The organism is Hymenobacter glacialis, assembly GCF_001816165.1.
In the GTDB taxonomy this organism is placed as follows: domain Bacteria; phylum Bacteroidota; class Bacteroidia; order Cytophagales; family Hymenobacteraceae; genus Hymenobacter; species Hymenobacter glacialis.
Window position 1 is genome coordinate 1 of the sequence record NZ_MDZC01000072.1, and the last position, 24,521, is coordinate 24,521.

24 protein-coding genes, 1 tRNA gene and 1 rRNA gene are annotated in these 24,521 nt (G+C 58.5%); 17 read left to right on the forward strand and 9 right to left on the reverse strand.

Going from position 1 to position 24,521, the window contains the following annotated elements; translation table 11 throughout:
- Positions 1 to 144: 144 nt before the first annotated feature.
- From BEN48_RS11530 to BEN48_RS11555, 6 genes are all read right to left on the reverse strand, one after another.
- On the reverse strand, positions 145 to 336 hold the full coding sequence (locus BEN48_RS11530; RefSeq protein ID WP_070735042.1) for a nucleotidyltransferase family protein: 192 nt from the start codon (positions 334 to 336) through the stop codon (positions 145 to 147).
- Positions 337 to 354: 18 nt separating this feature from the next.
- Positions 355 to 1,890 carry a YifB family Mg chelatase-like AAA ATPase gene (locus BEN48_RS11535; protein ID WP_070735044.1) on the reverse strand — a complete coding sequence of 512 codons (1,536 nt, stop codon included), beginning with the start codon at positions 1,888 to 1,890 and terminating at the stop codon, positions 355 to 357.
- 73 nt (positions 1,891 to 1,963) lie between these two features.
- Positions 1,964 to 2,557, reverse strand: a complete 594-nt coding sequence (lpcA, locus tag BEN48_RS11540) for a D-sedoheptulose 7-phosphate isomerase (RefSeq protein ID WP_241502257.1) — start codon at positions 2,555 to 2,557, stop codon at positions 1,964 to 1,966.
- A 48-nt stretch (positions 2,558 to 2,605) separates the two neighbouring features.
- A complete protein-coding gene (locus BEN48_RS11545) occupies positions 2,606 to 3,121 on the reverse strand; it encodes a hypothetical protein (protein ID WP_070735046.1) in 516 nt (171 codons plus the stop codon).
- A gap of 86 nt (positions 3,122 to 3,207) precedes the next feature.
- Positions 3,208 to 3,438, reverse strand: coding sequence for a hypothetical protein (locus BEN48_RS11550; protein ID WP_070735048.1), 231 nt, complete (start codon positions 3,436 to 3,438; stop codon positions 3,208 to 3,210).
- A gap of 63 nt (positions 3,439 to 3,501) precedes the next feature.
- The gene (locus tag BEN48_RS11555) at positions 3,502 to 5,346 is read right to left on the reverse strand and encodes an ABC transporter ATP-binding protein (protein ID WP_070735050.1); all 1,845 of its coding nucleotides are present in this window, start codon (positions 5,344 to 5,346) and stop codon (positions 3,502 to 3,504) included.
- Positions 5,347 to 5,461: 115 nt separating this feature from the next.
- On the opposite strand from BEN48_RS11555, the gene BEN48_RS11560 reads away from it, so the two are divergent.
- On the forward strand, positions 5,462 to 5,911 hold the full coding sequence (locus BEN48_RS11560; RefSeq protein ID WP_070735052.1) for a QcrA and Rieske domain-containing protein: 450 nt from the start codon (positions 5,462 to 5,464) through the stop codon (positions 5,909 to 5,911).
- 174 nt (positions 5,912 to 6,085) lie between these two features.
- Here BEN48_RS11560 and BEN48_RS11565 read toward each other — a convergent pair whose 3' ends face one another.
- Positions 6,086 to 7,978, reverse strand: a complete 1,893-nt coding sequence (locus tag BEN48_RS11565) for a capsule assembly Wzi family protein (protein ID WP_094122955.1) — start codon at positions 7,976 to 7,978, stop codon at positions 6,086 to 6,088.
- A gap of 256 nt (positions 7,979 to 8,234) precedes the next feature.
- On the opposite strand from BEN48_RS11565, the gene upp reads away from it, so the two are divergent.
- Positions 8,235 to 8,939, forward strand: a complete 705-nt coding sequence (upp, locus tag BEN48_RS11570) for a uracil phosphoribosyltransferase (RefSeq protein ID WP_083321006.1) — start codon at positions 8,235 to 8,237, stop codon at positions 8,937 to 8,939.
- A gap of 203 nt (positions 8,940 to 9,142) precedes the next feature.
- Positions 9,143 to 9,589, forward strand: a complete 447-nt coding sequence (locus tag BEN48_RS11575; protein WP_070735054.1) for a hypothetical protein — start codon at positions 9,143 to 9,145, stop codon at positions 9,587 to 9,589.
- A 475-nt stretch (positions 9,590 to 10,064) separates the two neighbouring features.
- Here BEN48_RS11575 and BEN48_RS11580 read toward each other — a convergent pair whose 3' ends face one another.
- On the reverse strand, positions 10,065 to 11,474 hold the full coding sequence (locus BEN48_RS11580) for a DEAD/DEAH box helicase (protein WP_070735056.1): 1,410 nt from the start codon (positions 11,472 to 11,474) through the stop codon (positions 10,065 to 10,067).
- A gap of 169 nt (positions 11,475 to 11,643) precedes the next feature.
- Between BEN48_RS11580 and BEN48_RS11585 the strand changes: the two genes are divergently transcribed.
- The 3 genes from BEN48_RS11585 (at position 11,644) to BEN48_RS11595 (ending at position 13,105) form a co-directional block, all read left to right on the forward strand.
- Positions 11,644 to 11,717: transfer RNA gene (locus BEN48_RS11585), tRNA-His, on the forward strand.
- A 101-nt stretch (positions 11,718 to 11,818) separates the two neighbouring features.
- The gene (locus tag BEN48_RS11590; protein WP_070735058.1) at positions 11,819 to 12,757 is read left to right on the forward strand and encodes a PfkB family carbohydrate kinase; all 939 of its coding nucleotides are present in this window, start codon (positions 11,819 to 11,821) and stop codon (positions 12,755 to 12,757) included.
- Positions 12,758 to 12,850: 93 nt separating this feature from the next.
- Positions 12,851 to 13,105, forward strand: coding sequence for a hypothetical protein (locus BEN48_RS11595; RefSeq protein WP_070735060.1), 255 nt, complete (start codon positions 12,851 to 12,853; stop codon positions 13,103 to 13,105).
- A 93-nt stretch (positions 13,106 to 13,198) separates the two neighbouring features.
- On the opposite strand, the gene BEN48_RS11600 is transcribed toward BEN48_RS11595, so the two are convergent.
- Positions 13,199 to 14,932, reverse strand: a complete 1,734-nt coding sequence (locus tag BEN48_RS11600) for a M61 family metallopeptidase (protein WP_070735062.1) — start codon at positions 14,930 to 14,932, stop codon at positions 13,199 to 13,201.
- A gap of 162 nt (positions 14,933 to 15,094) precedes the next feature.
- Here BEN48_RS11600 and rpmH point away from each other — a divergent pair, with 162 nt between their 5' ends.
- From rpmH to BEN48_RS11650, 11 genes are all read left to right on the forward strand, one after another.
- Positions 15,095 to 15,253, forward strand: coding sequence for a 50S ribosomal protein L34 (rpmH, locus tag BEN48_RS11605; protein ID WP_035563087.1), 159 nt, complete (start codon positions 15,095 to 15,097; stop codon positions 15,251 to 15,253).
- Positions 15,254 to 15,301: 48 nt separating this feature from the next.
- On the forward strand, positions 15,302 to 15,805 hold the full coding sequence (locus BEN48_RS18200) for a ribonuclease P protein component (protein WP_083321007.1): 504 nt from the start codon (positions 15,302 to 15,304) through the stop codon (positions 15,803 to 15,805).
- Positions 15,806 to 15,831: 26 nt separating this feature from the next.
- Positions 15,832 to 17,526 (forward strand): S41 family peptidase, encoded by a 1,695-nt coding sequence (locus BEN48_RS11615; RefSeq protein WP_070735065.1) that lies wholly within the window; start codon positions 15,832 to 15,834, stop codon positions 17,524 to 17,526.
- Positions 17,527 to 17,538: 12 nt separating this feature from the next.
- The gene (locus BEN48_RS20195; RefSeq protein ID WP_083321008.1) at positions 17,539 to 17,769 is read left to right on the forward strand and encodes a DUF6980 family protein; all 231 of its coding nucleotides are present in this window, start codon (positions 17,539 to 17,541) and stop codon (positions 17,767 to 17,769) included.
- 10 nt (positions 17,770 to 17,779) lie between these two features.
- Positions 17,780 to 18,109 (forward strand): hypothetical protein, encoded by a 330-nt coding sequence (locus BEN48_RS11620; protein WP_070735067.1) that lies wholly within the window; start codon positions 17,780 to 17,782, stop codon positions 18,107 to 18,109.
- A gap of 66 nt (positions 18,110 to 18,175) precedes the next feature.
- On the forward strand, positions 18,176 to 18,874 hold the full coding sequence (gene tsaB / locus BEN48_RS11625; RefSeq protein ID WP_070735070.1) for a tRNA (adenosine(37)-N6)-threonylcarbamoyltransferase complex dimerization subunit type 1 TsaB: 699 nt from the start codon (positions 18,176 to 18,178) through the stop codon (positions 18,872 to 18,874).
- 123 nt (positions 18,875 to 18,997) lie between these two features.
- Entirely contained in the window at positions 18,998 to 19,516 is a 519-nt protein-coding gene (locus BEN48_RS11630) for a DUF2480 family protein (RefSeq protein ID WP_070735072.1), read from the forward strand.
- Between the two features lie 37 nt (positions 19,517 to 19,553).
- Positions 19,554 to 20,885 carry an APC family permease gene (locus tag BEN48_RS11635; protein ID WP_070735073.1) on the forward strand — a complete coding sequence of 444 codons (1,332 nt, stop codon included), beginning with the start codon at positions 19,554 to 19,556 and terminating at the stop codon, positions 20,883 to 20,885.
- A 113-nt stretch (positions 20,886 to 20,998) separates the two neighbouring features.
- On the forward strand, positions 20,999 to 22,258 hold the full coding sequence (locus BEN48_RS11640; RefSeq protein WP_070735075.1) for a hypothetical protein: 1,260 nt from the start codon (positions 20,999 to 21,001) through the stop codon (positions 22,256 to 22,258).
- 170 nt (positions 22,259 to 22,428) lie between these two features.
- Positions 22,429 to 23,682 carry a serine hydrolase gene (locus BEN48_RS11645; RefSeq protein ID WP_158010166.1) on the forward strand — a complete coding sequence of 418 codons (1,254 nt, stop codon included), beginning with the start codon at positions 22,429 to 22,431 and terminating at the stop codon, positions 23,680 to 23,682.
- A 659-nt stretch (positions 23,683 to 24,341) separates the two neighbouring features.
- Positions 24,342 to 24,521: ribosomal RNA gene (locus BEN48_RS11650) — 16S ribosomal RNA — on the forward strand; the annotation flags it as partial.

Sequence of the window (24,521 nt, forward strand, 5' to 3'; positions counted from 1 at the left end):
CACCCGTGCGGGCGGGCAGGTGGGGCAATATCCAGCGGGTAATCATATCTTTGGTCAGGACTTCCATGAGGGAGGGAAAGGAGATGGGTCGCACCTCAAATTTCCCGCTTTTTTGGAAGTCTTTTCTGTTTTGCGCGCTGCTGGCTACTTCCTAAACAGCTTCAGCGTCATTCCACTATCGGGTACCGAACTCAGCAGCAGGTCCAAATCCGACTCAGCTGTGGCCTCGCCCCGCGCATAGGAGCCGAACACCTGCACCCGTTTCACGGGCTTATCGGCGAAGTACTCGGCCACTACTTGCCGGATGTAATCGAGCGAAAGCGGGAGCTGTTGCATGCCACAAAGTACGGAAATTTACCCCGCCCACCCCTCCCGGTCGAGGCTGCGGTACTGAATGGCTTCGGCCAAATGATTAATCTGAATGTCGTCGGTGCCGGCCAAATCGGCAATGGTGCGGGCTACTTTCAGAATCCGGTCGTAGGCGCGGGCCGATAGGCCGAGGCGCTCCATAGCCGTTTTCAGCAGCGTGCGGCCCTCTTCGCTGATTTGGCACAGGTCCTTCACCATCTGCGGCGGCATCATGGCGTTGGAATGAATGTCGGCGTACTCCCGAAACCGCGTTTCCTGCACCTGACGGGCCTTGTCTACCCGGGGCTGGATGTCGGCGCTGGTTTCGGCCTTGCGCGTTTCGGTCATCTGGTCGAAGGTCACGGGCGTTACTTCCACGTGCAGGTCTATGCGGTCGAGTAGTGGGCCCGATACCTTGTTTAGGTACTTCTGCACCACGCCGGGGCCGCACACGCATTCCTTTTCGGGGTGGTTGTAGTAGCCGCAGGGGCAGGGATTCATGCTGGCTATCAGCATGAAGTTGGCCGGAAACTCAATGCTGAGCTTGGCCCGCGCAATGGTCACGCGGCGCTCCTCCAGCGGCTGGCGCATCACCTCCAGCACCGTCCGCTTAAACTCTGGCAGCTCATCCAAAAACAGCACCCCGTTGTGCGAGAGCGAGATTTCGCCCGGCTGCGGGTTGCTGCCGCCGCCCACCAGGGCCACGTCCGAAATAGTGTGGTGCGGGGCCCGGAACGGGCGCGAGCTCAGCAGCCCGCCGCCCGCTAGCTTGCCCGCTACGGAGTGGATTTTGGTGGTTTCCAGCGCTTCCTGCATGCTCAGGGGCGGTAATATGCTGGGCAGGCGCTTGGCCAGCATGGTCTTGCCCGCGCCGGGCGGGCCTATCATGATGACGTTGTGGCCGCCGGCCGCCGCTATTTCCAGCGCCCGCTTAATGTTTTCCTGGCCCTGCACGTCGGCAAAGTCGGCGGTGTACTTGTTCACCGCGTGCTGGAACAGCTCACGTGTGTCCACCACCGTGGGCGCAATTTCCAGTCGGCCCTCAAAGAAATCGATGGCCTCCTGCATGCTCCCCACGGCTATCACGTCGAGGTTGTTCACAATGGCGGCTTCCTCGGCGTTCTCCCTGGGTAGAATAATGCCCTTGAAGCCTTCCTTGCGGGCCTGAATGGCAATGGGCAGTACCCCGCGAATGGGCCGCAGGTCGCCATCGAGCGACATTTCACCCATAATTACATACTCCCCCAGCCGCTCCGTATTCAGCTGCTGCGAGGCGTGCAGAATGCCCAGCGCGATGGGCAAATCATACGCCGCGCCTTCCTTGCGGATATCGGCCGGGGCCATGTTCACCACCACTTTGGTGCGCGGCATGCGGTAGCCGCGCAGCTTCAGCGCCGCCTCGATGCGCTGCTGGCTCTCCTTAATGGCATTATCCGGCAGGCCCACCACAAAGAAATTCGTCCCGGCGGTCACCACTACTTCTATGGTGATGGTGTAGGCGTTGACGCCCTGCACGGCTGAGCCGAAGGTTTTGGTAAGCATGTGGATGGTAGAGGGTAGTGAAATAGTAATCGAAGCGCGACTGAAACACGAAACAGATGCTTCGCGGCACAAGCTACAGCACCAGCTTCTCAATCAGTAAAATCAGAATGTGAATCACCTTGATGTGAACTTCCTGAATCCGGTCGGCATAGCCGAAGTGCGGCACCCGAATTTCCACATCGCTGAGGCCTGCCAGCTGCCCGCCGTCTTTGCCGGTGAGGGAAACGACGCGCATGCCGGCCTCCTTAGCGGCCTCGGCGGCGCGGAGAATGTTAGGCGAATTGCCGCTGGTGCTGATGGCCAGCAGCACGTCGCCGGGCCGGCCCAGCGCCTGCACGAAGCGGCTGAATACGAATTCAAAGCCGAAATCATTGGCCACACAGGTCATGTGCGAGGCGTCGGTGAGAGCGAGGGCAGCCAGGGCGCGGCGGTCCTGGCGGTAGCGGCCGCTTAGCTCCTCGGCAAAGTGCTGGGCGTCGCAGAGGCTGCCGCCGTTGCCGCAGGTGAGGACCTTGCCGCCGTTGCGCAGGCTCTGGGCAAACAGCTCCGCCGCTTCGGCAATGCGGGCCAGGTTGGCGGGGTCAGCCAGAAACTGGTCGAGCACGTTGCGGGCTTCGGCCAGCTCGGCGCGGATGAGGTCGGGAAGCAGGTGGGCGTGGTCGGGCACTGAGGGGTATTCAGGGGCGGGAAGAGCAGGAGCGAGGGGCCGGGCGAGCTACAGCGGTGGCCGTTCGGCTGGCGGGGTGTTGGTCAGGCTGGGGTCGCTCTGCGGGAAAATGGGCTGGGGGAGGTGGTCGCTGGTGCGGTGCTCGGTAGTGCTCACGGTGCCGGCGGCCTGGCTTTGTGTCAGGGTGGCAGGTGCATCCAGGGCGGCGGGCGCATCCAGGGTACGGCCGTCAATGGTGCGGCCGGTGTGGGCTACGGCCGGAGCCGGGCCGCGCTGCTGCTGGTCATATAGTTTGGCCTTGAGCTCGTTGATGCGGTTTTCGTACTGCGCCACGGAGCGGCGCAGTATCACGCTGTCCAGGTTTTCGGTAACAAGGTGCAGGGCGAGAATCACGGCCCCGATGACGAACAGGGTATAGTAAAAATGCCGTTCCTGCTCCAGGGCCGACAAGCCCGAGCCCATGCCCATCACGGATGTGCGCACGGCTGGAACAAGGATGAACAAGAGCGCCAGCAACAGGTAAACCATTACGGCAACGGTAACAATGCGTTTGAGGGCGAGCATGGTGAAGAAAGGCTAAGGTGAAAGAGAGAAGGCCGCGGAAAGCGACCCTGCGGGAAACAGCCGCAAAATAGCGCTTATTAAACGAGCTAATTGACAGGCGCGGCCATCCGGGCCGCTTCTACCGAGTCGGCGGGGTCGATGGTGACGCCCCGCAGCCCCTGCGCCTGCCGGTTGGCCTGAGTAGGTGGCGGCGCCGTTTCCGTAGTTGGGTTCAGTCTGCGCGAAGCATAGCGGTACCCCAGGTTATAGGCTAGTTTCGCCAACACAATGGCTACCAGGAAATAAAGAAACCAGCGAAAACGGTTTTTGCCAAGCATGGGCGGAGAGAATTGAATAGGAAAGTGCCCCGCCCAACGTGGGCCGGCGCGTTGGAGCAGCAACTACGCCAGCGCAGCATTGGTTTGCAGGGAGCTCAGCCGCTGGTAGGCTCCACCCTCGCGCTGCACCAGCTCCTGGTGGGTGCCGCGCTCCACGATGCGGCCATGCTGCAGCACCACAATCTCATCGGCGTGCTGCACGGTGCTCAGGCGGTGGGCAATCACGAGGGAGGTGCGGTTTTGCATCAGGCGCTGCAGGGCCTCCTGCACCAGCTTTTCGCTCTCGGTATCGAGGGCCGACGTGGCTTCGTCCAGAATCAAAATCGGCGGGTTGCGCAGAATGGCGCGGGCGATGCTCAGCCGCTGCCGCTGCCCGCCCGATAGCCGCGAGCCCCGGTCGCCAATCACCGTGTGGTAGCCCTCGGGGCTGGCCTCAATGAATTCGTGGGCGTTAGCAATTTTGGCGGCCTCAATGACTTCGGCCTCGGTGGCTTCGGTATTAAAGCGGATGTTGTTAAAAATGGTGTCGTTGAATAAGATGCTTTCCTGCGTCACGATGCCCATCTGGTCGCGCACGGAGTGCAGCGTGCAGGCGCGTAGGTCGTGCCCGTCGATGAGCAACTGGCCGCCCGTGGGGTCGTAGAAACGGGGCAGCAGGTCGGCCAGGGTGCTTTTGCCGCCGCCACTGCCGCCCACCAGCGCCACCGTGCTGCCCTTGCGAATGGTCAGGCTAATGTCGTGAAGCACGGGCGTGTCGCCGTAGCTGAATTGCAGGTTGCGCATCTCAATTTCGCGCTCGAATGGCGGGAGCACCTGGGCACCGGGCTGGTCGCGCACGGTAGGTTCGGTATCGATGATGCCCAGCACCCGCTCGCCGGCCACCAGCCCGCGCTGGATGTTGCCAAACGACGAGGACAGGGCCTTGGCCGGCGTGAGCACCTGCGAAAACAGCACCACGTAGCCAATAAACGTTTCGCCGGTCAGGGTAGATTCTCCGCCCAGAATCAGGGTGCCGCCAAAGTAAAGCAGCCCCGCCACCACTGCCACGCCCGCGAACTCGGAGAAGGGCGAGGCCAGGTCGCGGGTGTTGTCGATGCGGCGGGAAGTGCGCGCATACTGGTCGTTTTGCTCCTCAAACTTGCCTTTGATGTAGGCCTGGGCATTGAATGCCTTGATAACCCGGATGCCGCCCAGGGTCTCGTCAATCACCGACATCATGGAGCCCAGCGTGGTTTGGCTCACCTGGGCCTGCCGCCGCAGCCGCTTGGCCACCGTGGCAATGATGCCCCCCGAAAGCGGCAGCAAAATCAGCGTAAACAGCGTGAGCGGCAGCGAGATGTAGAACAGCAGCCCAAAAAAGGCGATGATTTTGAGCGGCTCCTGAATCACGGCGGTGAGCGTGTTCACCACCGATGTTTCCACCTCCTGCACGTCGCTCGTGAAGCGCGACATCAGGTCGCCCTTGCGCTCGCCGGCAAAGTATTGCAGCTGCAGCTCCACAATGCGGTAGTAGAGCGCCCGGCGCAGGTTGCGGATAACGCGGGCCCGCACCTGGGCCAGCAACCGCAGGCTGAGGTAGCGAAACACGTTGCTCAAGAGCACCGATACCACCACAATGACGCACACGAAAGCCAGCGCGCCCATTTTGCCCTGCGCCGCCAGCACGTCGGCAAAGTAGAAGTTGAAGGTGTCCTTTATCCAGTCCAGGCTCATTTGAAAGGCTGGGAGCTGGTCGGGAGCCTGCAGCGGTACCGTGTCCGTTTTGTCAAACAGTACCTTCAGCAGCGGAATGATGAGCGTGAAGTTGGCCAGGCCAAAAAAAATGGCCAGCAGCGTACACGCCAGGTACTGCGGCAGGAAGCTGGCCAACGGCCGGGCGTACTGCAGGATGCGAAGGTAAGTTTTCATGCGGGCTGCAAAGCTACGCTCCTGCCCACATGCGCCCGCCGGCAAACCCGAGCCGGGCTTTACTACGTAGGTGGGCACAGGCGCGGCACTCACGCTGTTAAAACCTTGTAATAGTATGAAACGCGACGAATTTCTACACCTATTTGGCTTCGGTGCCACGCTACTGGTAAGCGGTTGCCTGGGCGGTTGCAGCAGTAAATCCGACAACCCCCAGCCCGGCCCGGGTTCAAGTCCGGCCCCCGCTCCCGGCTCCATCGACTTTACCGTTGATTTGGCTGCACCGGCCAACGCCCGTCTCAACGACCCGGCCTTTGGCTACGTGTACGGGGCTGGTAACAGTGTAATTGTAGCCAAAACCGCAGGGGGAAGCTACGTGGCGCTGGCCGCCGCCTGCACCCATCAGGGCACCACGGTGGAGTTTCAGACCGGGCCCAACAACTTCTTCTGCCCCAATCACGGGTCTCGGTTTAGCACCAGCGGCGCTGCGCTCAACGGCCCAGCTTCGTCTCCACTGCGAGTCTACACCCTGGTGCAAACCGGCAACACGCTGCGCATCACCGGCTAAAAAAGGCGGGTCTTAAGGAGTCGTGCAGAAGCAAACGTCTCCCATTAAAACGTCATGCTGAGCGGAGCCGAAGCATTTCTACTACGCAAGTAATTCATTTACTATGGCGGTAGAAATGCTTCGGCTCCGCTCAGCATGACGGCCTTTTAGCTGCGGAGACTTCTGCTTGGTTGTTTAAAATTCGTGAAGGCGCTGCGCGATGTTCCAGCGCAGTGCCAGCGAGGCGAACACTTGGTTGCCGTCCTGCTCGGGCGTGAGGGTATAGGTCTGGTTGCGGGCAATGACTTTGGCGTCAACGAACAGATTGAGGCGCGGCTGGTACGTGGCCGTAAAATCGGCGTGCAGCAGGCGGCTTTTGTTGCCCTGGCCCACACGGTTGTCGAAGTCCCTCACCCGGGTGTTGTACGACTTGAGCACGTTGCCGCCAAAGTTCTGCCCGTCTACATCGGCAGGGGTGAGGTCCCGGCCCTGGTGCGAGTAAAAGGCCTTGCCCACCACCATGAGGCGGGGTAGGGGCTGGTAGCTGAGCACGCCCAGAATTTCGGCCACGTTGGCGCCCATGGGGTGCGCCAGCGGCTGTTGGTAGTGCTGGTAGTTGGTGTAGATGTCGGCGTGCTGGTAAGTGAAGGGCCGGATGTAGTTGAACTCCACCTGCAGGTCCAGGTTGCGCAGGCCAGCCACATCAATGTACTTGCCACCCAGCTGAAACGCCTGCTTGTTGGCCCACCAGCCGTTGCCCGCCCGTATTTCGCTAATCTTGAACTCGTCCAGTACCAGCTGTCCGTAGAGCTGCGCAGTGCGGAAGACGTTCCACTTAAAATCCACGCCCAGAATAGCGTTGTCGGCCGAGCCCACATTCTGCTCCACCGCCCGGTAAAAAATAATAGGGTTCAGGTACTGCAGTTCGAAGCCGCGGCCCCGGCGCCCGGGCACAATCTTGCCGCCGGCTACCACGCTGTCCGGCTCGGCGTTGCGGCCACCCAGTATGGCACTCTCAAACACGCCAATGTTCAGGTTCGGCGTCACATCAAAGCTGAGGTGGTGCAGGGCCATGTACTTCTTGGGGTACACCTGGTCCTCGTTTTTCCGCTCCGCGGTCAGCTCGGCAAACAGATTCTGGTAGTTAAATTTCCAGACCCGGGTGTTGGCTTTCAGGAAGAAATACGGCGCGCTGTAGTCCGATAGAATGAGCGAGCGGTAGCCGTTGCCGATAAAATTCCGGTCGTGGGCCAGCTGCAGGTTGATGTGCTTGGTGGCGGCGTAGGTAATGCCGCCCCGAGCCGTAAAAAAGTCATACTGGCTGCCGCCCACGGTCTTAAAATACTTCCAGTAGCCCTCGTGCGGCACTATCTGGTCGCGCTGAATCCGGTCCTGCACGTACTGCGGCACGCCCATCTGGTTGTCGGCCAGAAAGGTATAGAAGCCTAGCTTCTGGTCGATGACACCCTCCAGCTGCAGCCCGCGGGTGTTCACGTAGCGCAGGTCGCTGGTTTCGCTGTCCTTGCCCACTTGCAGCAGCGCCACCGGGTTCACCCGCAGCGCAAAGCCGTCGGTCTGCACGTGGAACAGGTCGGTTTGGTTGCGGTAGAAGTTGGTGAGGAACGGCTTGGCGCTTTCGTTCAGGGCCGCGCCCTGGGCGCTGTTCATCCAGTTGTCCTTTAGCAGGTATTCGGCGTTGAACCGGTCGGCCGCCGAAAGGGTGATGCCCTGGCTGGCGCTGTCAGGCGAGAAGATTCGCTCGCCCAGCCGCGCGGCGGCAGCCCGGGTGTAGGGCCGCACGCTAGTGTGAGGGTCGTTGAAGGCGTCGGGCCCAAACTTGATGGCGTACCGGTCAATCAGGCGGTAGATGTCGGCATCGAGAGGCACATAATTGGCTCCCTGCGTGGTTTTGCTCGGCGGCGTCTCGGCCACGGGCTTGTCGGCCAGCGGTTCGTCAAAGACCAGCCACGGGCCTTTTTCCGGTTTAGCAGCATCGGCAGGCACTGGGGGAGTGGCAGGTACAGTTTGAGCAGCCAGCGGACCAGCCAACAGGGCCAGGGTGCCGTACAAAAGCAGAGCTTTGAGCATAAAGACGGATAATTCTTATAAAACGACGCCGCGCCACCCGGCTTAGGCCGAACGCGCCAATTTCTTAACAAACCTACGCAGCAGGCCGTTGGGAAGGATGTGCCCCCGTCAGCGAATCCCGGCCGGCAATTGCAGAGGGCCGCTGGCAACGAAGACGAATTCGCGGGCTATTCTTGCCCGCCCTCGGTTTTTGTGCCAACTTCGGGGCTCCCGCCCGGGTAGTTCGCCTGGTTTTACTTTCTTCTTCCTTCGCAGCATGGCCCAAAACCCACTTCCTTCCGCCTCGGCTGCCTCCGACGATGCTGCCGAGCCCATGGCCAAGGTGCACGTGGTGTGCGCCGAGCCCAGCATTGCCAACCACTTTCTGGCCGAGCTGCGCGACAAAGAAGTGCAGAAAGACAGCCTCCGCTTCCGCCGCAACCTGCAACGCTTGGGCGAAATCATTGCCTACCGCATCAGCGCCCACCTCAGCTACACCGACAAAGTCATTCAGACCCCGATGGCCGAAACCACCGGCAAGTTGCTGCACGATTTTCCCGTTTTGGCCACCGTGCTGCGGGCCGGCCTGCCGTTCCACCAGGGCTTTCTCAATTACTTCGACCAGAGTCCCAGTGCCTTTGTGGCCGCCTACCGCATCGAGGGCACGGCCCAGGTGCAGGTGCAGGTCGATTACCTCTCGGCCCCCAGTCTCGACGAGCGGGTGCTCATTCTTGTAGACCCCATGCTGGCCTCGGGCAAAAGCCTGGTGCAAACCTACCGGGCCATGCTGCGCTTCGGCACGCCGCGGCAGGTGCACATCGCTGCCGTCATCGCCTCGCCCGAAGGCCTGGCCTACTTGGCCCGCGAAATCCCCGAAGCCACCCTCTGGGTGGCCGCCATCGACGAGCGCCTGAACGAGCAAGCCTACATCATCCCCGGCCTCGGCGACGCCGGCGACCTCTCCTTCGGCAGCAAGCTCTAGCGCCCCCAGTACGAGCTGATGCATGTGCTGCAATCCCCCGTAGTACACGCTTCAGCTTGTGCCCCATTGAACAACACAGGCCGGGTGAACAGCGCATGCCAAGCTGCACAAGCCAAACCAAGTGCTGCAATCCGGGGTATCTTTGTCGGGCGCCCACCCTGCGTTGTCATTGCTTCCCCACCGCCTGTTTTTCCTGTTCAGTAGTGCTCCAACTCGCCGTTAAATACGCGTCTGTGTTCTTGTTGAGCACGGTCAAGTTTTTGGGCGGCCCGCTGGCTGGTGCTTCCCTGGGACTGAGTTTTTGGTGGACCATGGGCCTTACGGTGGCCGGCATGATGACCAGCGTGTTCATCTTCTCGGGCATTGGCCGCGTCTGGATGCAGCACCGCCAGAAACAGCGCCGGCTGCGCCGCACGCCCATCTTCACCAAACGCTCGCGCAACATTATTAAGGTGTTTCGCAAGTTCGGCATGGGCGGCATTGCCTTTCTCACGCCAATATTGCTCTCGCCCATTGGCGGCACCGTCATTGCCACGCTACTGGGCGTGCCGCGCCAGCGCATTCTGTTGCACATGCTCTGGAGCGCCGTGCTGTGGGGCGGCACCTTGACCTTTGTCAGTGTGCGGTTCGGGCATTGGCTCGGCCATTAGGCTGGCACTGGGCTGAGGGAAGTCAGACGCTTTATTACCCCCGAGGTGTGCAAAAGCAGGGAATAAGGAATGGTTATGGTGTCATCCTTATCAACTGATTTTAAACAACTGGTTTCGGCCGTGACGATTTATGCCGTCTAATCACGAAATTACTTATCCTGTTGCTGTTTTGCTGGACGTGTAGCCTACAGGTTTGGGAACAAAAAACTTCCAAAGAGATTGTCGCCGAAGGTAAAATGCTCTATCGGTCAGAAGCATCTTTCTGGTACGGGACCGACGTTTTTCTGGAAAAGCTACTCTCATGCTGCATGAGAAGTGCCCTAGTTGGAAGCAATGTTATGTTCTTTCTAAAGGTTACGTTTCTACCTGGAGCTGCGAAAAGGGCGGACTCGTAGTAATAACCAAAAAAGCGTGGGATAGAATCAACGAGGACCAGAAGAAGCGTCACCCCGAATCTTCCAAACCCTAGGGGCAGCTATCGTCCGCGCCGCTTCAGTGCCTTCACGCCGGGATTCGAGCCGCCCTTTTTGCCTACGAATGCTTTCGAACCTTTGGTACTCTTCTTCTGGCCTTCGGCGAAGGGCTTGCCGGTGCGCTTGTCAATCGTCACACCGGGCTTAATCCACTCCTTCTTTTCATGGAAAGCACCCTGGAAGGTAGGGTCGAGTTTTTTGCGGCGCTCGTCGAGTTCACGGCCCATCTTCTGCTGCTCCTCAAAAGGAGTTTCCTCCACCACTACTTCCTCGGGCAGTGGCAATAGCTCAATCTTTTGGTTGATGAGCGCCTCAATCTCACCGATGTGCACCATCTCGGCCTCGTTGGCGAAGGTAATGGCGGCGCCCGTGTGCAGTGCCCGGCCCGTGCGGCCAATGCGGTGCACATAGTCATCGTGCACAATCGGCACATCGAAGTTGATAACGTGCGTCACCTGCGGCACGTCAATGCCGCGAGCCGCTACGTCGGTCGCCACCATGTAGCGCACCTCCCCGGCTTTAAACGATTCCATGCTGTTCATGCGCGCGTTCTGGCCCTTGTTGCCGTGTATCACGCGTACTTCGCCGGCGGGGGCTTTGCGCTCCAGGAAATGGGCTACCTGGTCGGCGTGCTGCTTGGTGCGGCAGAAAAGTAGCACCCGTGTCATGGTCTCAATATCGCGGTGCAGCAGGTGATGCAGCAGGTTGATTTTGGTGAGCAGGTTGGGCGCCTCGTACATTACCTGCGACACCGTAGAGGCCGTTTTGGCGGGGGGGCTCACCTCCACGCGAACCGGAAACTCCAGGAATTCCTCGCTCAGCGTGGTCACCCGCTCGGGCATGGTGGCCGAGAACAAGGCGTTCTGGCGCTTGCGCGGAATAATCTCCAGAATCCGCCGAATCTGGGGCATAAAGCCCATGTCCATCATCTTGTCGGCCTCGTCCATCACCAGCGTTTTTAGGTCGGTGAGGCGCACAGCGCCTTTCAGGTAGATTTCCAGCAGCCGGCCCGGTGTGGCCACCAGAATATCGAGGCCTTCGGCAATGGTTTCAATCTGGGTTTTCGGGCCCAGGCCACCATAGATGGCAAAAATGCGCAAGTCGGTATTCACCGCCAGCGCCCTTAGGTGCTTCTCTATCTGCATGGCCAGCTCGCGGGTAGGGGCCAGCACCAGCGCCCGGGGATTAGTGCCCTGGGCGTATTTTACTTTCATCAGCAGCGGCAGGCCGAAGGCGGCCGTCTTGCCGGTTCCGGTTTGGGCAATGCCCAGCACGTCGTGCCCGGCCAACAGTAGCGGGATGGTTTGCACCTGCACCGGCGTGGGGTCAGTGAAACCGGCCGCAGCCACAGCAGATAGGAGTTGTTTGTTGAGCTTGAAATCGTTGAACGACGGGGCAGTGTTGGGTTCCATGCCGCAAAGGTCGGGTTTTTTGTGCGGTAAGCTTAATAGTGATGAAAAAGGCAGTCATGCGTCAGCTACGCTCAGCATGACTGCCTTACCAGCTTGCCAACGCCCTCTAATAAGTTTTTTTGCCATTTCTCGCTTCTCCTGCTATCTTTGCACCACCAAAACCAACACGGTAGATATAGCTCAGCTGGTTAGAGCGCCGGATTGTGATTCCGGAGGTCGTGGGTTCGAGCCCCATTATTTACCCACAAAAAGTTAAGTCCCCGGAGAATTATCCGGGGACTTTTTTGTTGCTTGCTTTAATTCCGTTTTAACACGGCCGTTCTCTCCCACTACAATTCAGCTACATGAGTCTTCTCGTCATCGGCAGCGTCGCGTTCGACGCCATCGAAACGCCCTTCGGCAAAACCGACAAAATCATTGGCGGGGCCGCCACCTTCATCAGCCTCTCGGCTTCCTATTCGCTGAAGCCCGTGAAACTGGTGGCCGTGGTGGGCGAGGACTTTCCGCAGTCCGATATCCTGTTGCTCGAAGAGCACGGCGTGGACGTAGAAGGCCTGCAGGTGAAGAAAGGCGAGAAGTCGTTTTTCTGGTCGGGCAAGTACTCGCAGGACCTCAACTCCCGCGAAACCCTGGTGACGGAGCTCAACGTGCTGGCCGATTTCGACCCCATCATCCCCGACGCCTACCAGGACTGCAAGTACCTCATGCTGGGCAACCTGGCCCCGCAGGTGCAGCGCCTCGTCATTCAGCGCCTCGTAAACCGGCCCAAGCTGATTGTGATGGACACCATGAACTTCTGGATGGACATTGCTTTGGAAGAACTCATCGCCACCATCGAAATGGTGGACGTGCTGAGCATCAACGACGAAGAAGCCCGCCAGCTTTCGGGCGAGTACTCGCTGGTGAAGGCCGCCAAGAAGATAATGGGCATGGGCCCCAAGTTCCTCATCATTAAGAAGGGCGAGCACGGTGCGCTGCTATTTCACAAAAACAAGATTTTCTACGCGCCAGCCCTGCCCCTGGAAGAAGTGTTTGACCCCACCGGCGCCGGCGACACCTTCGCGGGCGGCTTCATCGGCCACCTGGCGGCCACCGACGACATCAGCTTTGAGAATATGAAGCGCGCCGTCATTCACGGCTCGGCCATGGCGTCGTTTTGCGTCGAGAAATTTGGCACCGAGCGCCTGCTCAACCTCACCGACGAGGAGGTGGAAGCCCGCGAGGCGCAGTTTGCCGAGTTGGTGAAAGTGATGCCTGCCATAGCGGTGGCCAGCGTGGGCTAGCGTTGCGCAGGCTTCGGCGGCGGGCGCAACTTTTCGGGTGAAAACGGGGTAAACCAATAAGCTACCTTTCTTTTCACCTAATCCCCACCCGCTATGAGCTTGCATCAAGAAGAGGCCAACCTCGAAAACCAGAACCCACCTGTGGACCCTGCCGTGAGAAACGGTGGCAAAAGCACGCAGGTGCAAAACGCAAACGACAACCAGGTGTCGCATCAGGGCAACACCACCGATGGCAACACCGTCGGCGAGGGCGTTCACAACATTCGCAGCAACCCCCAAAACAACAAGCCGATGTCGGTGAATAAAGGCCCGATGAAAAAAGGCGCCGACAACAGCAAGGACCATTAGTAGCCAGCGCTACACCAGCAAAAGGCCCCGCCGGATTCGTCCGGCGGGGCCTTTTGCTGGTGGTTGGATTAAGCGCTTCGCTCGTCGGCGGAATCAAAAATCCCAACCCAGCCACTGCTGAAACCCACGTTGCTGCGCATCGTCGGCTATTTCCAGCTTGTCTACGGCGTAGCGCTGCCCGAACCGGTTGCCCGGCGTGGCGGTCAGCGTCACCGCCAGAAGTCGGTTTTGACGGAACACGCTCAGCTCATAGCTTGCTGCGCCGCTGCTGAGCAGGGTTTGTAGGTTCATGTCGACGCGGCGGCCGTTCACGGCCACTACCTCGTCATCCACCGTGAGAGCGGCAGCGGCAGGCGAATTGGGCCAGATGTTGGTCACTTCCGTCCGCTCATTCTTCACCACTGTCCGGAAGCCAAAAACTCCTTCTGAAGCCGAGGCATTCTCCCCCACCAGCAGCTGGCAGCCCACGGTGTGCAGCACCTTGTCGAGGGGTTCCAGCACCGGCGCGGTGCCATAGATGAACTTATCGAAATAGGCCTGCATGTTGCGCCCGGCCACTTCGTTCACAATGCGCACGTAATCGTTCTCGGTGTAGCCAATGCCGGTTTTGCCGAATTCCTCGTACAGCCGCCGCATCACATCGTCGAGGCTACGGACGTGATTGGAAAGCTGCCGAATGGTCAAGTCAAGTAGCATGGCTACCAGCGCGCCCTTGTGGTACACGCTCACCTTGCGGTCGGGCGCGCCGGGCTTGTAGCCGTCCAGCCAGAGGTCCATGCTGGCATCGGCCAGCGACAGGTTTTCGCCGCCCGCATCATCGAAGTGCTTGCGCAGCACCGTATTCAGCTCCTCAAAATACTGCGCCGGCGTGTGCACGTGGCACCGGGCCAGCAGGTATTCGCCGTAGTAGGTGGTGATGCCTTCGGCAATGAAGCAGGTGCGGAAGTAATTCTCGCGGCTGTAGTCGTAGGGCTGCATCTCGGCGGGCCGGATGCTCTTGATGTTCCAGGTATGAAACAACTCGTGGCAGCTCACGCCCAGCAATTCCTTGTACAGGCCCTCGCTCATTATCAGCTCGGCCGGCCCCAGCGTAATCACGGTGGAATTGACGTGCTCCACGCCGTGGTAGTGCTTGTAGGGCAGAAACTGGTTCAGGAAGTGGTAATCTGCCACCGGGAAGCCACCGAACAGCGCCAGCTGCTCCTCCGAAAATGCCCGGAAATCGGCCAGCAGGCGCGGCCAGTTAACGTCCGATTCGCCCTGCACCCACACATGGAAGGGCAGCCCGCCCGCCTCGTACTGCTCGTGCACCAGCGTCGGGCTGGCAATGAGGGGCGAATCGGCCAAGTGGTCGAAATTCTGGGCCGCCAGCACGTTCGGGCTGGTTTGGGGCAGCCCGCAGGCAAGCTGCCAGCCTTCGGGCACCGTTATGGTTAGCTCGCACGCTTCCTGCTCGCGCCCGGCCGCATACATCAGTGCCTGCACCGGGTTCAGGTACAGCTGCGACGCGTCGAGCCAAGAGCCGCCCGCATCCATCTGGTGAGCGTAGAAGTTGTAGCGCACCCGTACCGTGCAGCCGGCTGCATTTGTCACCTCCCACCGGTCCTTGGTGACCTTGCGGAAGGGGAGGGGCTGGTTGGTGGCGGCATTGGCCACTTCCACCTTCTGAATCTTCTGTGCAAAGTTTTGCAGCTCGTAGCGGCCTGGCCGCCACGCCGGCAGCTGCAGCTCCAGCGGAGCCGGGGCCTCCGCCGCCACGTCCAGCGTCAGCTCCACCTGAAGGTAAAACGTGAGGGGGTTCGCGTAAGAAATACGGTAGTGAATCATAAGGATGCGGTGAGCTTTGGCTTGCCGTCAAAAGGTGAAGATGATGCGAATGGTGTCGGATTTAGTACGCAATACGGCAAGCTAAAGCTTACCGCACAAAGCCCTTGCCTTTTCCAAACGGAATCCGTACCTTTGCCGGCCCAACTTGAAACTACACATAAGATGAAACGTACCTATCAGCCTTCGAAGCGCAAGCGTGTTAACAAGCACGGCTTCCGCCTCCGCATGGAATCCGCCAATGGCCGTAACGTGCTGGCCCGTCGCCGCGCCAAAGGCCGCAAGCGCCTCACCGTATCCGACGAAGGCAAGCACAAGCGCTAGAAATTTAGCTGTTAGCCACTGCTAATGGCTGTTAGCTAAGCGCTGAAAATGCAAGACCCCCAATCACCTGGCTCCCCTTCTCCCCCGGAGAAGGGGCCGGCCCCGGAGGGGTCTCATGAGGCTACCGGGACTGCGCCGCTCACGCGCCGCTATACCTTCCCGAAAGAGGAACACCTGTGCCGCAAGAAGCTCATCGAAGAGCTTTTTGGGAAGCAGGGTTCCTCTTTTGGCGTTTATCCCCTGCGTATCGTCTGGATAAAAAGTGCGGCGCCCACCACGGCCCCGCCGCAGGTACTCATCAGCGTGAGCAAGCGCACGTTCAAGCGGGCCGTCGACCGCAACCGGCTCAAGCGGCTCATTCGGGAAGCGTATCGGCTCAATAAATATCGGTTGGCGGAGCAACCTGCCGGGCATCAAGTCGCTCTTCTTGGTATTATCTTCACGGGTAAGGAAAAAAGTCCACTGGCTTTGGTGGAAAAAAAATTAATTTCTGCTATCCAACGTTTGATAGGCACCCCGGCGGTAACATCTGCCCCGCCGCCAGCCCCGTAGATTCGCCGACTTGCTACTCGTATTCTATGACTATCCAAAAAAAGCTATTTGCTGCCCTGGCCTTGAGCACGCTGGGTTTGGTTTCCTTCCGGGCTGCTTCTGATAGCGAACGTTACTTCGAAATCGCGAAGAACCTGGACATTTTTGCCACGCTGTTTAAGGAAGTCAACACCTATTACGTAGACGAGGTAACGCCTGGTAAACTCGTGAAAACGGGCATCGACGCTATGTTGCGCTCGCTCGACCCCTACACCAACTACATTCCGGAAGACGATATCGAAGACTTCCGCACCATGACCACCGGCCAGTACGGTGGCATTGGGGCCTCGGTGGTAAAACGCAACGGCAAAACCGTGGTCCAATCCGCTTACGAAGGCTACCCGGCCCAGAAAGCCGGTCTGCTGCCTGGCGACGAAATTCTCGACATCAACGGCGTGTTGGTGGAGAAGAAGTCGAATTCCGACATCAGCAAGCTCCTCAAGGGGCAGGCCAACTCCGTGGTAAAGTTGCTGGTGACGCGCTACGGCCAGGACAAGCCGGTGCAAATTGACATCACCCGCGACAAAATCCAGGTGGATAATGTGCCCTATATCGGCATGATTTCCGGCGATGTGGGCTATTTCCAGCTTGGCGGCTTCACCGTTGACGCGGGCCGCGAAGTGCGCGCCGCTGTCATTAAGCTCAAGGAGCAGGGCGCCAAGAAAATCGTATTCGACATTCGCGACAACCCCGGCGGCTTGCTCAACGAGGCGGTTAACATCTCCAACCTATTCATTGATAAAGGCCTCGACGTGGTGAGCACCAAAGGCAAGGTGACGGAGTGGAACAAAACTTACAAAGCCCTCGACCAGCCGCTAGATACCGACATTCCGGTGGCCATCATTACGAGCAACCGGTCGGCTTCGGCCTCGGAAATCGTATCGGGTGTGTTGCAGGACTACGACCGCGCTGTGGTGGTGGGCGAGCGCACTTTTGGCAAGGGCTTGGTGCAGGCCACGCGCCCCCTCAGCTATAACTCGCAGTTGAAGGTGACCACTGCCAAATACTACATTCCCAGCGGCCGCTGCATTCAGGAAATTGACTATGCCCACCGCAGCGACGATGGCACGCTGGGTAAATTCCCCGATTCGCTGCGCACCGCGTTCAAAACCACCGCCGGCCGCACCGTGTACGACGGCGGCGGCGTGGCTCCCGATATTGAGGTGCAGGACCGCGAAATCGCGGACATCACCCGCGTCCTGCTGCAGAAAAGTTACCTGTTCGACTACGCCACCCGCTACCGGGCCGAGCACACCACCATCCCCGTTGCCCGAGCTTTCAAGCTCAGCGACGTGGATTACCAGAAATTCGTGGGCTTCCTGCAGGGCAAAAACATCAGCTACAGCACCGATACCGAAAAAGCGTTGGCCGACCTAACCAAAAAGGTGAAGGACGACAAGCACTACGACGACGTGAAGCAGGAGATGGATGCCGTCCGCAAGAAAATTACCGTGAACAAGGCCAACGACCTGCAGCGCTTCAAACCCGAAATCAAGGAGTTGCTGGAGCAGGAAATCGTGTCGCGCTACTACTTCGAGAAGGGCCGCACCGAAGCCGGCTTCGACGACGACCCGAACATTCTCGCCGCCGTGGCCGTGCTGAACGACCCAAACCGTTATGCTGCGCTGCTGAAGCCCACGGGCCAAGCCGCCAGCGCCCGCAAGTCGGCCGGGACGAAGTAAGTAAACCCTGATATGCCCAGTTCATCTAACCCCACATACTGTTGTGAGCAGATGGTTTCGCAAGTTACCCATAGTTGCGAAACGCATCCAGACCCATTCCATTGTCCTGATACCCTCGTTCACCAATCCGTTAACAACGGGACTTATGGGCTGATAATTCACGATGGTGGTTCATCGTTTATAAGCATCAGCTTTTGCCCTTGGTGCGGCAGCAAACTGCCGTTAATTTCCGACGCAAACTAGATTTTCATCCATGACCGCCGACCAGCGCCTCGACCAACTCGAACCGCTCGTTTCTCAGACGCTGGCAGTAGCTGACCGCCACACGGCGCAGTTGAAACAACTGATTAATTTGGTAACTCAGCAGAGCGACAACATTCAATTCGTGCTGAAAGAACTGGAAACGGTAAAGGAAAGGCAAATTGCTGCTGACGCTAAAGTCGAGACTATCGGTTCCTCTCTTGAAGCTGTCGGCTCTAGGATTGAAATGGTAAGTTCCTCCCTTGAGGCTGTCAATTCCAAGATTGAGATAACAGATGCGAAAATTGACCGCATTCTTGATTTACTCAGCGGAAGCAAGTAGATAGGTGACGGAAAAACTGGTAAAGCAGGCACGGCCAAATCCAGCCGCCGTAAATTTGCCTGCTCCATGCAAACGCTCCTCATCTCCCTCGAAACTTCCTCTCCCGTCTGCTCGGTGGCCCTGCACCGCATTGCCGATGGCTCATTAGTCGGTCAATCCGAGCTGCGGCTCGATAAGTCGCATTCCACCCACCTCACCATATTGATTGAGCAGCTGCTGGCCAACACCGGCCACCAGCTCTCCGACCTTGCCGCCGTAGCCGTGAGCGACGGGCCCGGCTCTTACACCGGCCTGCGCATTGGGGCCGCTTCCGCCAAGGGCCTGTGCTTCGCGCTGGATGTTCCGCTGGTGGCCGTGAGCACGCTCAAAGCGCTGGCCGCCCAAGTGATGACCGGTACTGCCCGGCCCAAAAAATTCCTGTTTTGCCCCATGCTCGACGCCCGGCGCATGGAAGTGTACGCCGCCGTTTACACCCATGAAGGCCAGGAAGTGGTAGCGCCCACGCCGCTAGTGCTGGAGGCTGATACGCTGGCCGAACAATTGGCCCAACATTCTGTGTTGTTCTTTGGGAACGGTGCGGCCAAATTCCAATCACTGCTGGGGGAGCCGGCCAATGCTGGTTTCCTGACGGGAATCGAGCCTTCCGCCATTGCGGTAGGGCAATTGGCCGTAGCTGCATTTCACCGGCAGGAATTTCAGGATGTGGCCTACTACGAGCCGTTCTATCTGAAAGAAGTGTACACTACCACGCCGAAAGCGAAGTGAAGGCACGTCATGCCGAGCGAGCCGAGGCGTCTCGCGTGCCATAGTAATTCAATCATCCAACGATGCGAGCGAGATGCCCCGGCTGCGCTCGGCACGCCGCTCTATATTGTAACAAATACCCTTATGGAACCCCTCTTCGTCAACCGCGTCGCCAATAGTGGCCTTGTTACCCTCAACCTGGAAGAACTCATCCACCCCGGCGAGCGGGTGGAGTACGATATAAAGGACAACCTCTTCCACGGCCTCATGCTGCGCGAAAAGGACTTCCGCGAGTTCGTGAAAACCAACGAATGGACGCAGTACAACACTAAAAACGTGGCCATCATCTGCTCTGCCGATGCCATTGTGCCCACCTGGGCCTACATGCTGCTCGCCACCAAACTCCAGAATCACGCTCACCGCTACGTTTTCGGCAACCTCGATGCCCTTGAGCAGTCCCTCTTCGAAGAAGCCATTGCCTCAATTGACATTGAAGAGTACCGCGATGCCAAGGTAGTGGTGAAAGGCTGCGGCAACGTGCCCGTGCCCACCTTCGCCTACGTGGCCATTATGCAAAAGCTGCTGCCCGTGGCTAGCAGCATCATGTATGGCGAGCCGTGCAGTACGGTGCCGCTCTACAAAAAGCCGAAAGCGGTAGCATAGCCGAGTAGGCTGGTAACTCGTTCGCATCTTTGCGCTCATGCCTGAGCTTATCCGCACGCCCTACAAAATCACTTTTCTCACCGGCGTGGCCATCGTCATCGCCAACATGGTGGGCACGGGCGTGTTCACCAGCCTTGGGTTTCAGGTGTTGGGCATTCAAAGCGGCTTTGCGCTGCTGATGTTGTGGCTGGTGGGCGGTCTCATTGCCCTCTGCGGGGCCGTGTGCTACGGCGAGCTGGCCGCCGCCATGCCCCGCTCAGGGGGCGAATACCATTACCTGAGCCAGATTTACCACCCCGCGCTGGGTTTCTTGTCCGGGTGGGTTTCGGCCACCGTTGGCTTTGCGGCCCCCACGGCGCTGGCAGCGCTGGCGCTGGGCACCTATGCCAAAAGCGTATGGCCAGACTTGCAGCCGCAGTGGCTTTCAATAACGGTGGTGCTAGTGCTCACCCTGGTGCATGGCACCAGCACCCGCGCGGGCAGTCGGCTACAGGTCATCATCACCGCCCTCAAGGTAGTGGTCCTGGTTGTTTTCATCGGGGCCGGCACGATGATGGGGGAGGGGCAGCCGCTCAGCTTCGCGCCTGATACTGCTAGCTGGCGGGCCTTGCTCAGTCCGGCGTTTGCAGTTTCCTTGGTGTATGTCAGCTACGCCTATTCCGGTTGGAACGCTGCCGTGTACGTCACCGGCGAAATTGAGAATCCCAGGCGCAACCTCTCGCGCATCCTGCTGGCCGGCACCGCGGTGGTACTCCTATTATATGTAGGGCTCAATTATGTGTTTCTGCGTTCCACGCCTTTGGGGGAGTTGAAGGGGCAATTGGAAGTTGGTTTCGTGGCGGCCACGTCGTTGTTTGGGCCTCTCGGCGGGCGGCTCATGGGGGGCGTTATTGCGGCTTTGCTCGTTTCTACCATCAGCTCCATGGTATTTGCTGGTCCCCGCATCGTTCAGACCATGGGGGAGGACATCCCCGCCCTGCGCTTCTTGGCCCCCAAAAGCCGCGCCGGCATCCCCGTCCGCGCCCTGGCTCTGCAAACTGTCATCACCCTGGCCTTTATTCTGAAGCCAAGTTTCCAAGGCGTGCTGGTCTACGCCGGCTTCGTGCTGAACTTGTTTACTTTCCTCACCGTGCTCGGACTTTTTGTGCTGCGCTGGCGCCAGCCCAATCTACTGCGGCCCTATCGCGCCTGGGGCTACCCGTTTACCCCACTTATTTTCCTCGGCCTTAGCGGCTGGACGCTGGCTTTCATTCTGACTGAAAAGCCCATTGAGTCACTTTATGGGTTGGGCACACTGGCTGTTGGCGGGTTGATTTATTTGCTCACCGCGCGCCTGAAAGCTTTCCCCATCACTGATAGCGACCAATAAAAACCGTGCTTGGCTCCCTTGCTTGTGGAGAGCGGCGCCACCCAGATGGGGCAGCGGTTGAATGCCAGAACGACACCCCCGTAACTTGCCGCTTTAATCACTTCTTTTATAGAATGCATTTCCGTACCGCTGCGTTTCGGCTCCTGCCGGCCGTTTTCTTTTTGCTCTCTGCCTGTTCTGAGACGACTACCAAAACGGATACCGCCTCTTCTCCCAAAGAAGAAAGCATGGCCACCACGGCCGATGCCATGGACTCCACCACGTTCGCAGTTCCTCAACCTGCTGCTGCCATCTCGCGCCCCAACCGCCTCGCCGCCCCCGATACTACCTACGCCCAGGATGTGGCCCTGTTCCTCGGCGGCCAGCAGCCCAGCTCGCAAAGCCGCCTCACCCACCTTGCGGCCCAACCCATTTGGCAGGCTTTCGCCCAGGACCAGGACAAAAGCTGGGATAAATACCGCGCCACGCACACCGCCAGCATGACCAAGTGGGCCAGCACCGAACTGGATTCTGTGCACGCCAGCAGCCCCACCATCTTCTATCCTTTCAGCGGCCCCGATTTCCTGAACGTGTTCACGATGTTCCCCACCAGCCAAACCTATGTGTTGATGGGGCTCGAACCCGTAGGCAGCGTGCCCGCTCGCTCCTCCCTCGAAAATCCCAAGCTGTTTCCCGCCGTCAAAGCCTCGCTCTGGTCCGTGCTCAATTTCAGCTTTTTCCGCACCAACGACATGGCCGTCGACCTCAAATCCGTCGAGCTGGATGGTGCCCTTCCGCTGATGATGCTTTTTGCTGCCCGCACCGGCAACCAAATCACCGCCATTCGCCCCGTGCAGCTCGATGCAAACGGCCAGTTGCAGGATGCTCCCACCGATACCACCAAAGCCAAGAACTCCAAAATAGTCTCCGGAGTCGAAATGAAACTCCGCGGCCCCGATGGCCAAGCCAAAACCGTCTACTATTTTTCCGCCGACCTCAGCGACTGGAAGCTGAAAGCCAATAGCGCGCCCTTGGAGTTCGTGCGCAACTTGGGCCCGCTCACCACCTACATCAAATCCGCGACCTATTTGATGCACAAAGCGTATTTCAACCAAATTCGCCGCCTCGTCCTTCGCCGCAGCCGCTACATTCTGCAAGACGATTCCGGCATTGCCATGAAATACTTCCAGCAGGGCGCCTGGCAGTTCAACCACTACGGCACCTACAAACGCCCCATCAACCTCTTCGCCAAACACTACCAACCCGAGCTCACCGCCGCCTACCGCGACACCCTCCGCAAACCCAAGCCCCTGCCGTTCGGTACCGGCTACAACTGGCGCCAAACCGACTCTAATCTTCTCCTGGCTCGCCGCCTGGTTTCCCTGGCCGATTAATCCTGGCATAAAAGCAGCCCCACAGGGCCGTGGTGGCAACATCACGGCCCTTTCTATTTCAATATCTTATGAAAACGTCCCCCCAATCCCGTCCCACCCTATACTATATAATAGGAGTAGCCTTTTTATTAACCATAACCACCCTGGCAACCTTGGCCGCAACAAGTCATTTGGCACCCACTCTTTTTGGGAGGGCGCCCATTCCCGACAGGGGCCGGGAAAGAAGGTTAGCACCAGAAGACTCCCCAATCCTGGATTCCCTCATCCACACAAACGCGCTATTAACAAAAGTTGCCACTAACCCCCAATACGAGCTTCAACTCATCTACACCCAAATAGACCGCGATGCCCAAAACCGCCCCATCTTCACTCCCCACACCTACCACCTCAATCCGCGCCAATACTTCAACCCTGCCAGCCTGGTCAAGCTCCCCGTCGCCATTCTTGCCCTCGAGAAGCTGAACAACCTGAACCAGCCCGGCGTCACGCGCCGCACCATCATGGCCACCGGCACGGCCTACCGCTGCCAAACCCCCGTTCCCTTTGCCGCCCCCGCCGATTCCGACCGCACCGCTACCGTCGGCAACTACATCAAGCGCATGCTCTTGGTCAGCGACAATATTGCCTACAACCGACTCTACGAATTTCTGGGTCAGCGGCCCCTCAATACCCGCCTCGCCCAGCTCGGCCACCCCAACGCCCGCATCACCCGCCGCTTCGCCCCCTGCGACACCACCGCCAACCGTCACACCAACCCCATCAGCTTCCACACCCCCCAGGGCACCATCCTATATAAGGAACCCGCCAAATTCAACTCCGTGCCCTATGCCAGCCCCCTCGGCCGCGTACTGCAGGGCCGCGCCCATCAAGCCGACGGCCAAATAATCCCCGAACCCTACAATTTCACCACCGCCAACCACCTTCCCCTGGCTAATATCACCACCTTACTGCAAGGCATCCTTTTCCCCACTTCAATCCCCGCCACCCAACGCCCCAACCTAACTTCCTCCGATTACAGCTTCTTGCGCTACTACCTCCATGCCACCCCGCACCAGTCTGGCTTCAGTTCCTATACCGCTGCCCAATACTTCGACGCCTACAAAAAGTACCTCTATTATGGCCGCCGTCCCGAAACGCGCCATCAATCTTCCCTGCGCATCTATAATATAGTAGGCATGTCCCACGGCTACCTCGCTGATGTTGCCTACTTCGCCGACTCCCTCCACCAGTCCGAATTCATGCTCAGCGCCGTCCTCTACGTCAACAAAAACGGCATCGTCAACGACGGCACCTACGAGTACCAAAGCATCGGTCAGCCCTTTCTCGCCCAATTAGGCCGCCAAATACAGCACTACGAGGCCCATCGCCCCCGACATTATCGCCCCAATCTCACCGAATTCTTAGCCGCAGAGCATATCCGATAATATTTCCCAATAATTTATCTAGCGCTAAGTCGCTGATACCTAAAACCCCATTGCTCAATCCCGGCAATTACGCCTCATGCCTAAACCAAAAGGTTTGCCTCAGCCATTGCAGACCCAGATTATCCCACTACTTTTGCAGTCCCAAACAGTCAAACGGACTACGGGTTCTGGAAAAGCAGCTGCTTCACCAGAAGTTGAAACAAGGAAGACCTTCACGGTGCAACTCCATTGTTGAATCCCGTGCTCGCTTAATAGAGGCTCAGAAATTAATTTCAAAAAGTCTTGTGAAAGCCGAAAAAAGCGCCTTACCTTTGCACCCCGCTTCGACAGGAAGCGGAAAGATTTGAAAAGCAAAAAAGAAAAAGAATTATTTTTTTTCGCCTGATGCTTGAAAATTAAATAAATTGAGTTACCTTTGCACTCCCAATCGCAAGAAAGGGATTTGAAAAAGTAAAACTGGCTGATTCGTTAGTCGCATTGTCACACCAACTGGGTGAGACACACGTTCTTTGAATGATTGGAAAAGACAAATAGTAAGGGCTTCCTGCAGCGATGCGGGGAGCGGAAAATACAAGCGTAGAACGACGACACGAACTCGTTAACACGGGTCGGATTAGCACTCGACATCAGCCACGGTTCGCCGTGGTGTAGGATATTTTACAATGGAGAGTTTGATCTTGGCTCAGGATGAACGCTAGCGGCAGGCCTAATACATGCAAGTCGAACGGTTGTTAGCAATAACAATAGTGGCGCACGGGTGCGTAACGCGTAGCCAACCTACCCGAATCTGGGGGATAGCCCGCCGAAAGGCGGATTAATACCGCATAAAACTGCAGTCC

What these genes read in the sequence shown, in the direction of transcription:
- BEN48_RS11530 (WP_070735042.1), bottom strand. Translation starts at nt 336, where the DNA reads ATGCAACAGCTCCCGCTTTCGCTCGATTACATCCGGCAAGTAGTGGCC.
- BEN48_RS11535 (WP_070735044.1), bottom strand. Translation starts at nt 1,890, where the DNA reads ATGCTTACCAAAACCTTCGGCTCAGCCGTGCAGGGCGTCAACGCCTAC.
- BEN48_RS11545 (WP_070735046.1), bottom strand. Translation starts at nt 3,121, where the DNA reads ATGCTCGCCCTCAAACGCATTGTTACCGTTGCCGTAATGGTTTACCTG.
- BEN48_RS11550 (WP_070735048.1), bottom strand. Translation starts at nt 3,438, where the DNA reads ATGCTTGGCAAAAACCGTTTTCGCTGGTTTCTTTATTTCCTGGTAGCC.
- BEN48_RS11555 (WP_070735050.1), bottom strand. Translation starts at nt 5,346, where the DNA reads ATGAAAACTTACCTTCGCATCCTGCAGTACGCCCGGCCGTTGGCCAGC.
- BEN48_RS11560 (WP_070735052.1), top strand. Translation starts at nt 5,462, where the DNA reads ATGAAACGCGACGAATTTCTACACCTATTTGGCTTCGGTGCCACGCTA.
- BEN48_RS11565 (WP_094122955.1), bottom strand. Translation starts at nt 7,978, where the DNA reads ATGCTCAAAGCTCTGCTTTTGTACGGCACCCTGGCCCTGTTGGCTGGT.
- upp (WP_083321006.1), top strand. Translation starts at nt 8,235, where the DNA reads ATGGCCCAAAACCCACTTCCTTCCGCCTCGGCTGCCTCCGACGATGCT.
- BEN48_RS11580 (WP_070735056.1), bottom strand. Translation starts at nt 11,474, where the DNA reads ATGGAACCCAACACTGCCCCGTCGTTCAACGATTTCAAGCTCAACAAA.
- BEN48_RS11590 (WP_070735058.1), top strand. Translation starts at nt 11,819, where the DNA reads ATGAGTCTTCTCGTCATCGGCAGCGTCGCGTTCGACGCCATCGAAACG.
- BEN48_RS11595 (WP_070735060.1), top strand. Translation starts at nt 12,851, where the DNA reads ATGAGCTTGCATCAAGAAGAGGCCAACCTCGAAAACCAGAACCCACCT.
- BEN48_RS11600 (WP_070735062.1), bottom strand. Translation starts at nt 14,932, where the DNA reads ATGATTCACTACCGTATTTCTTACGCGAACCCCCTCACGTTTTACCTT.
- rpmH (WP_035563087.1), top strand. Translation starts at nt 15,095, where the DNA reads ATGAAACGTACCTATCAGCCTTCGAAGCGCAAGCGTGTTAACAAGCAC.
- BEN48_RS18200 (WP_083321007.1), top strand. Translation starts at nt 15,302, where the DNA reads ATGCAAGACCCCCAATCACCTGGCTCCCCTTCTCCCCCGGAGAAGGGG.
- BEN48_RS11615 (WP_070735065.1), top strand. Translation starts at nt 15,832, where the DNA reads ATGACTATCCAAAAAAAGCTATTTGCTGCCCTGGCCTTGAGCACGCTG.
- BEN48_RS20195 (WP_083321008.1), top strand. Translation starts at nt 17,539, where the DNA reads ATGCCCAGTTCATCTAACCCCACATACTGTTGTGAGCAGATGGTTTCG.
- BEN48_RS11620 (WP_070735067.1), top strand. Translation starts at nt 17,780, where the DNA reads ATGACCGCCGACCAGCGCCTCGACCAACTCGAACCGCTCGTTTCTCAG.
- tsaB (WP_070735070.1), top strand. Translation starts at nt 18,176, where the DNA reads ATGCAAACGCTCCTCATCTCCCTCGAAACTTCCTCTCCCGTCTGCTCG.
- BEN48_RS11630 (WP_070735072.1), top strand. Translation starts at nt 18,998, where the DNA reads ATGGAACCCCTCTTCGTCAACCGCGTCGCCAATAGTGGCCTTGTTACC.
- BEN48_RS11635 (WP_070735073.1), top strand. Translation starts at nt 19,554, where the DNA reads ATGCCTGAGCTTATCCGCACGCCCTACAAAATCACTTTTCTCACCGGC.
- BEN48_RS11640 (WP_070735075.1), top strand. Translation starts at nt 20,999, where the DNA reads ATGCATTTCCGTACCGCTGCGTTTCGGCTCCTGCCGGCCGTTTTCTTT.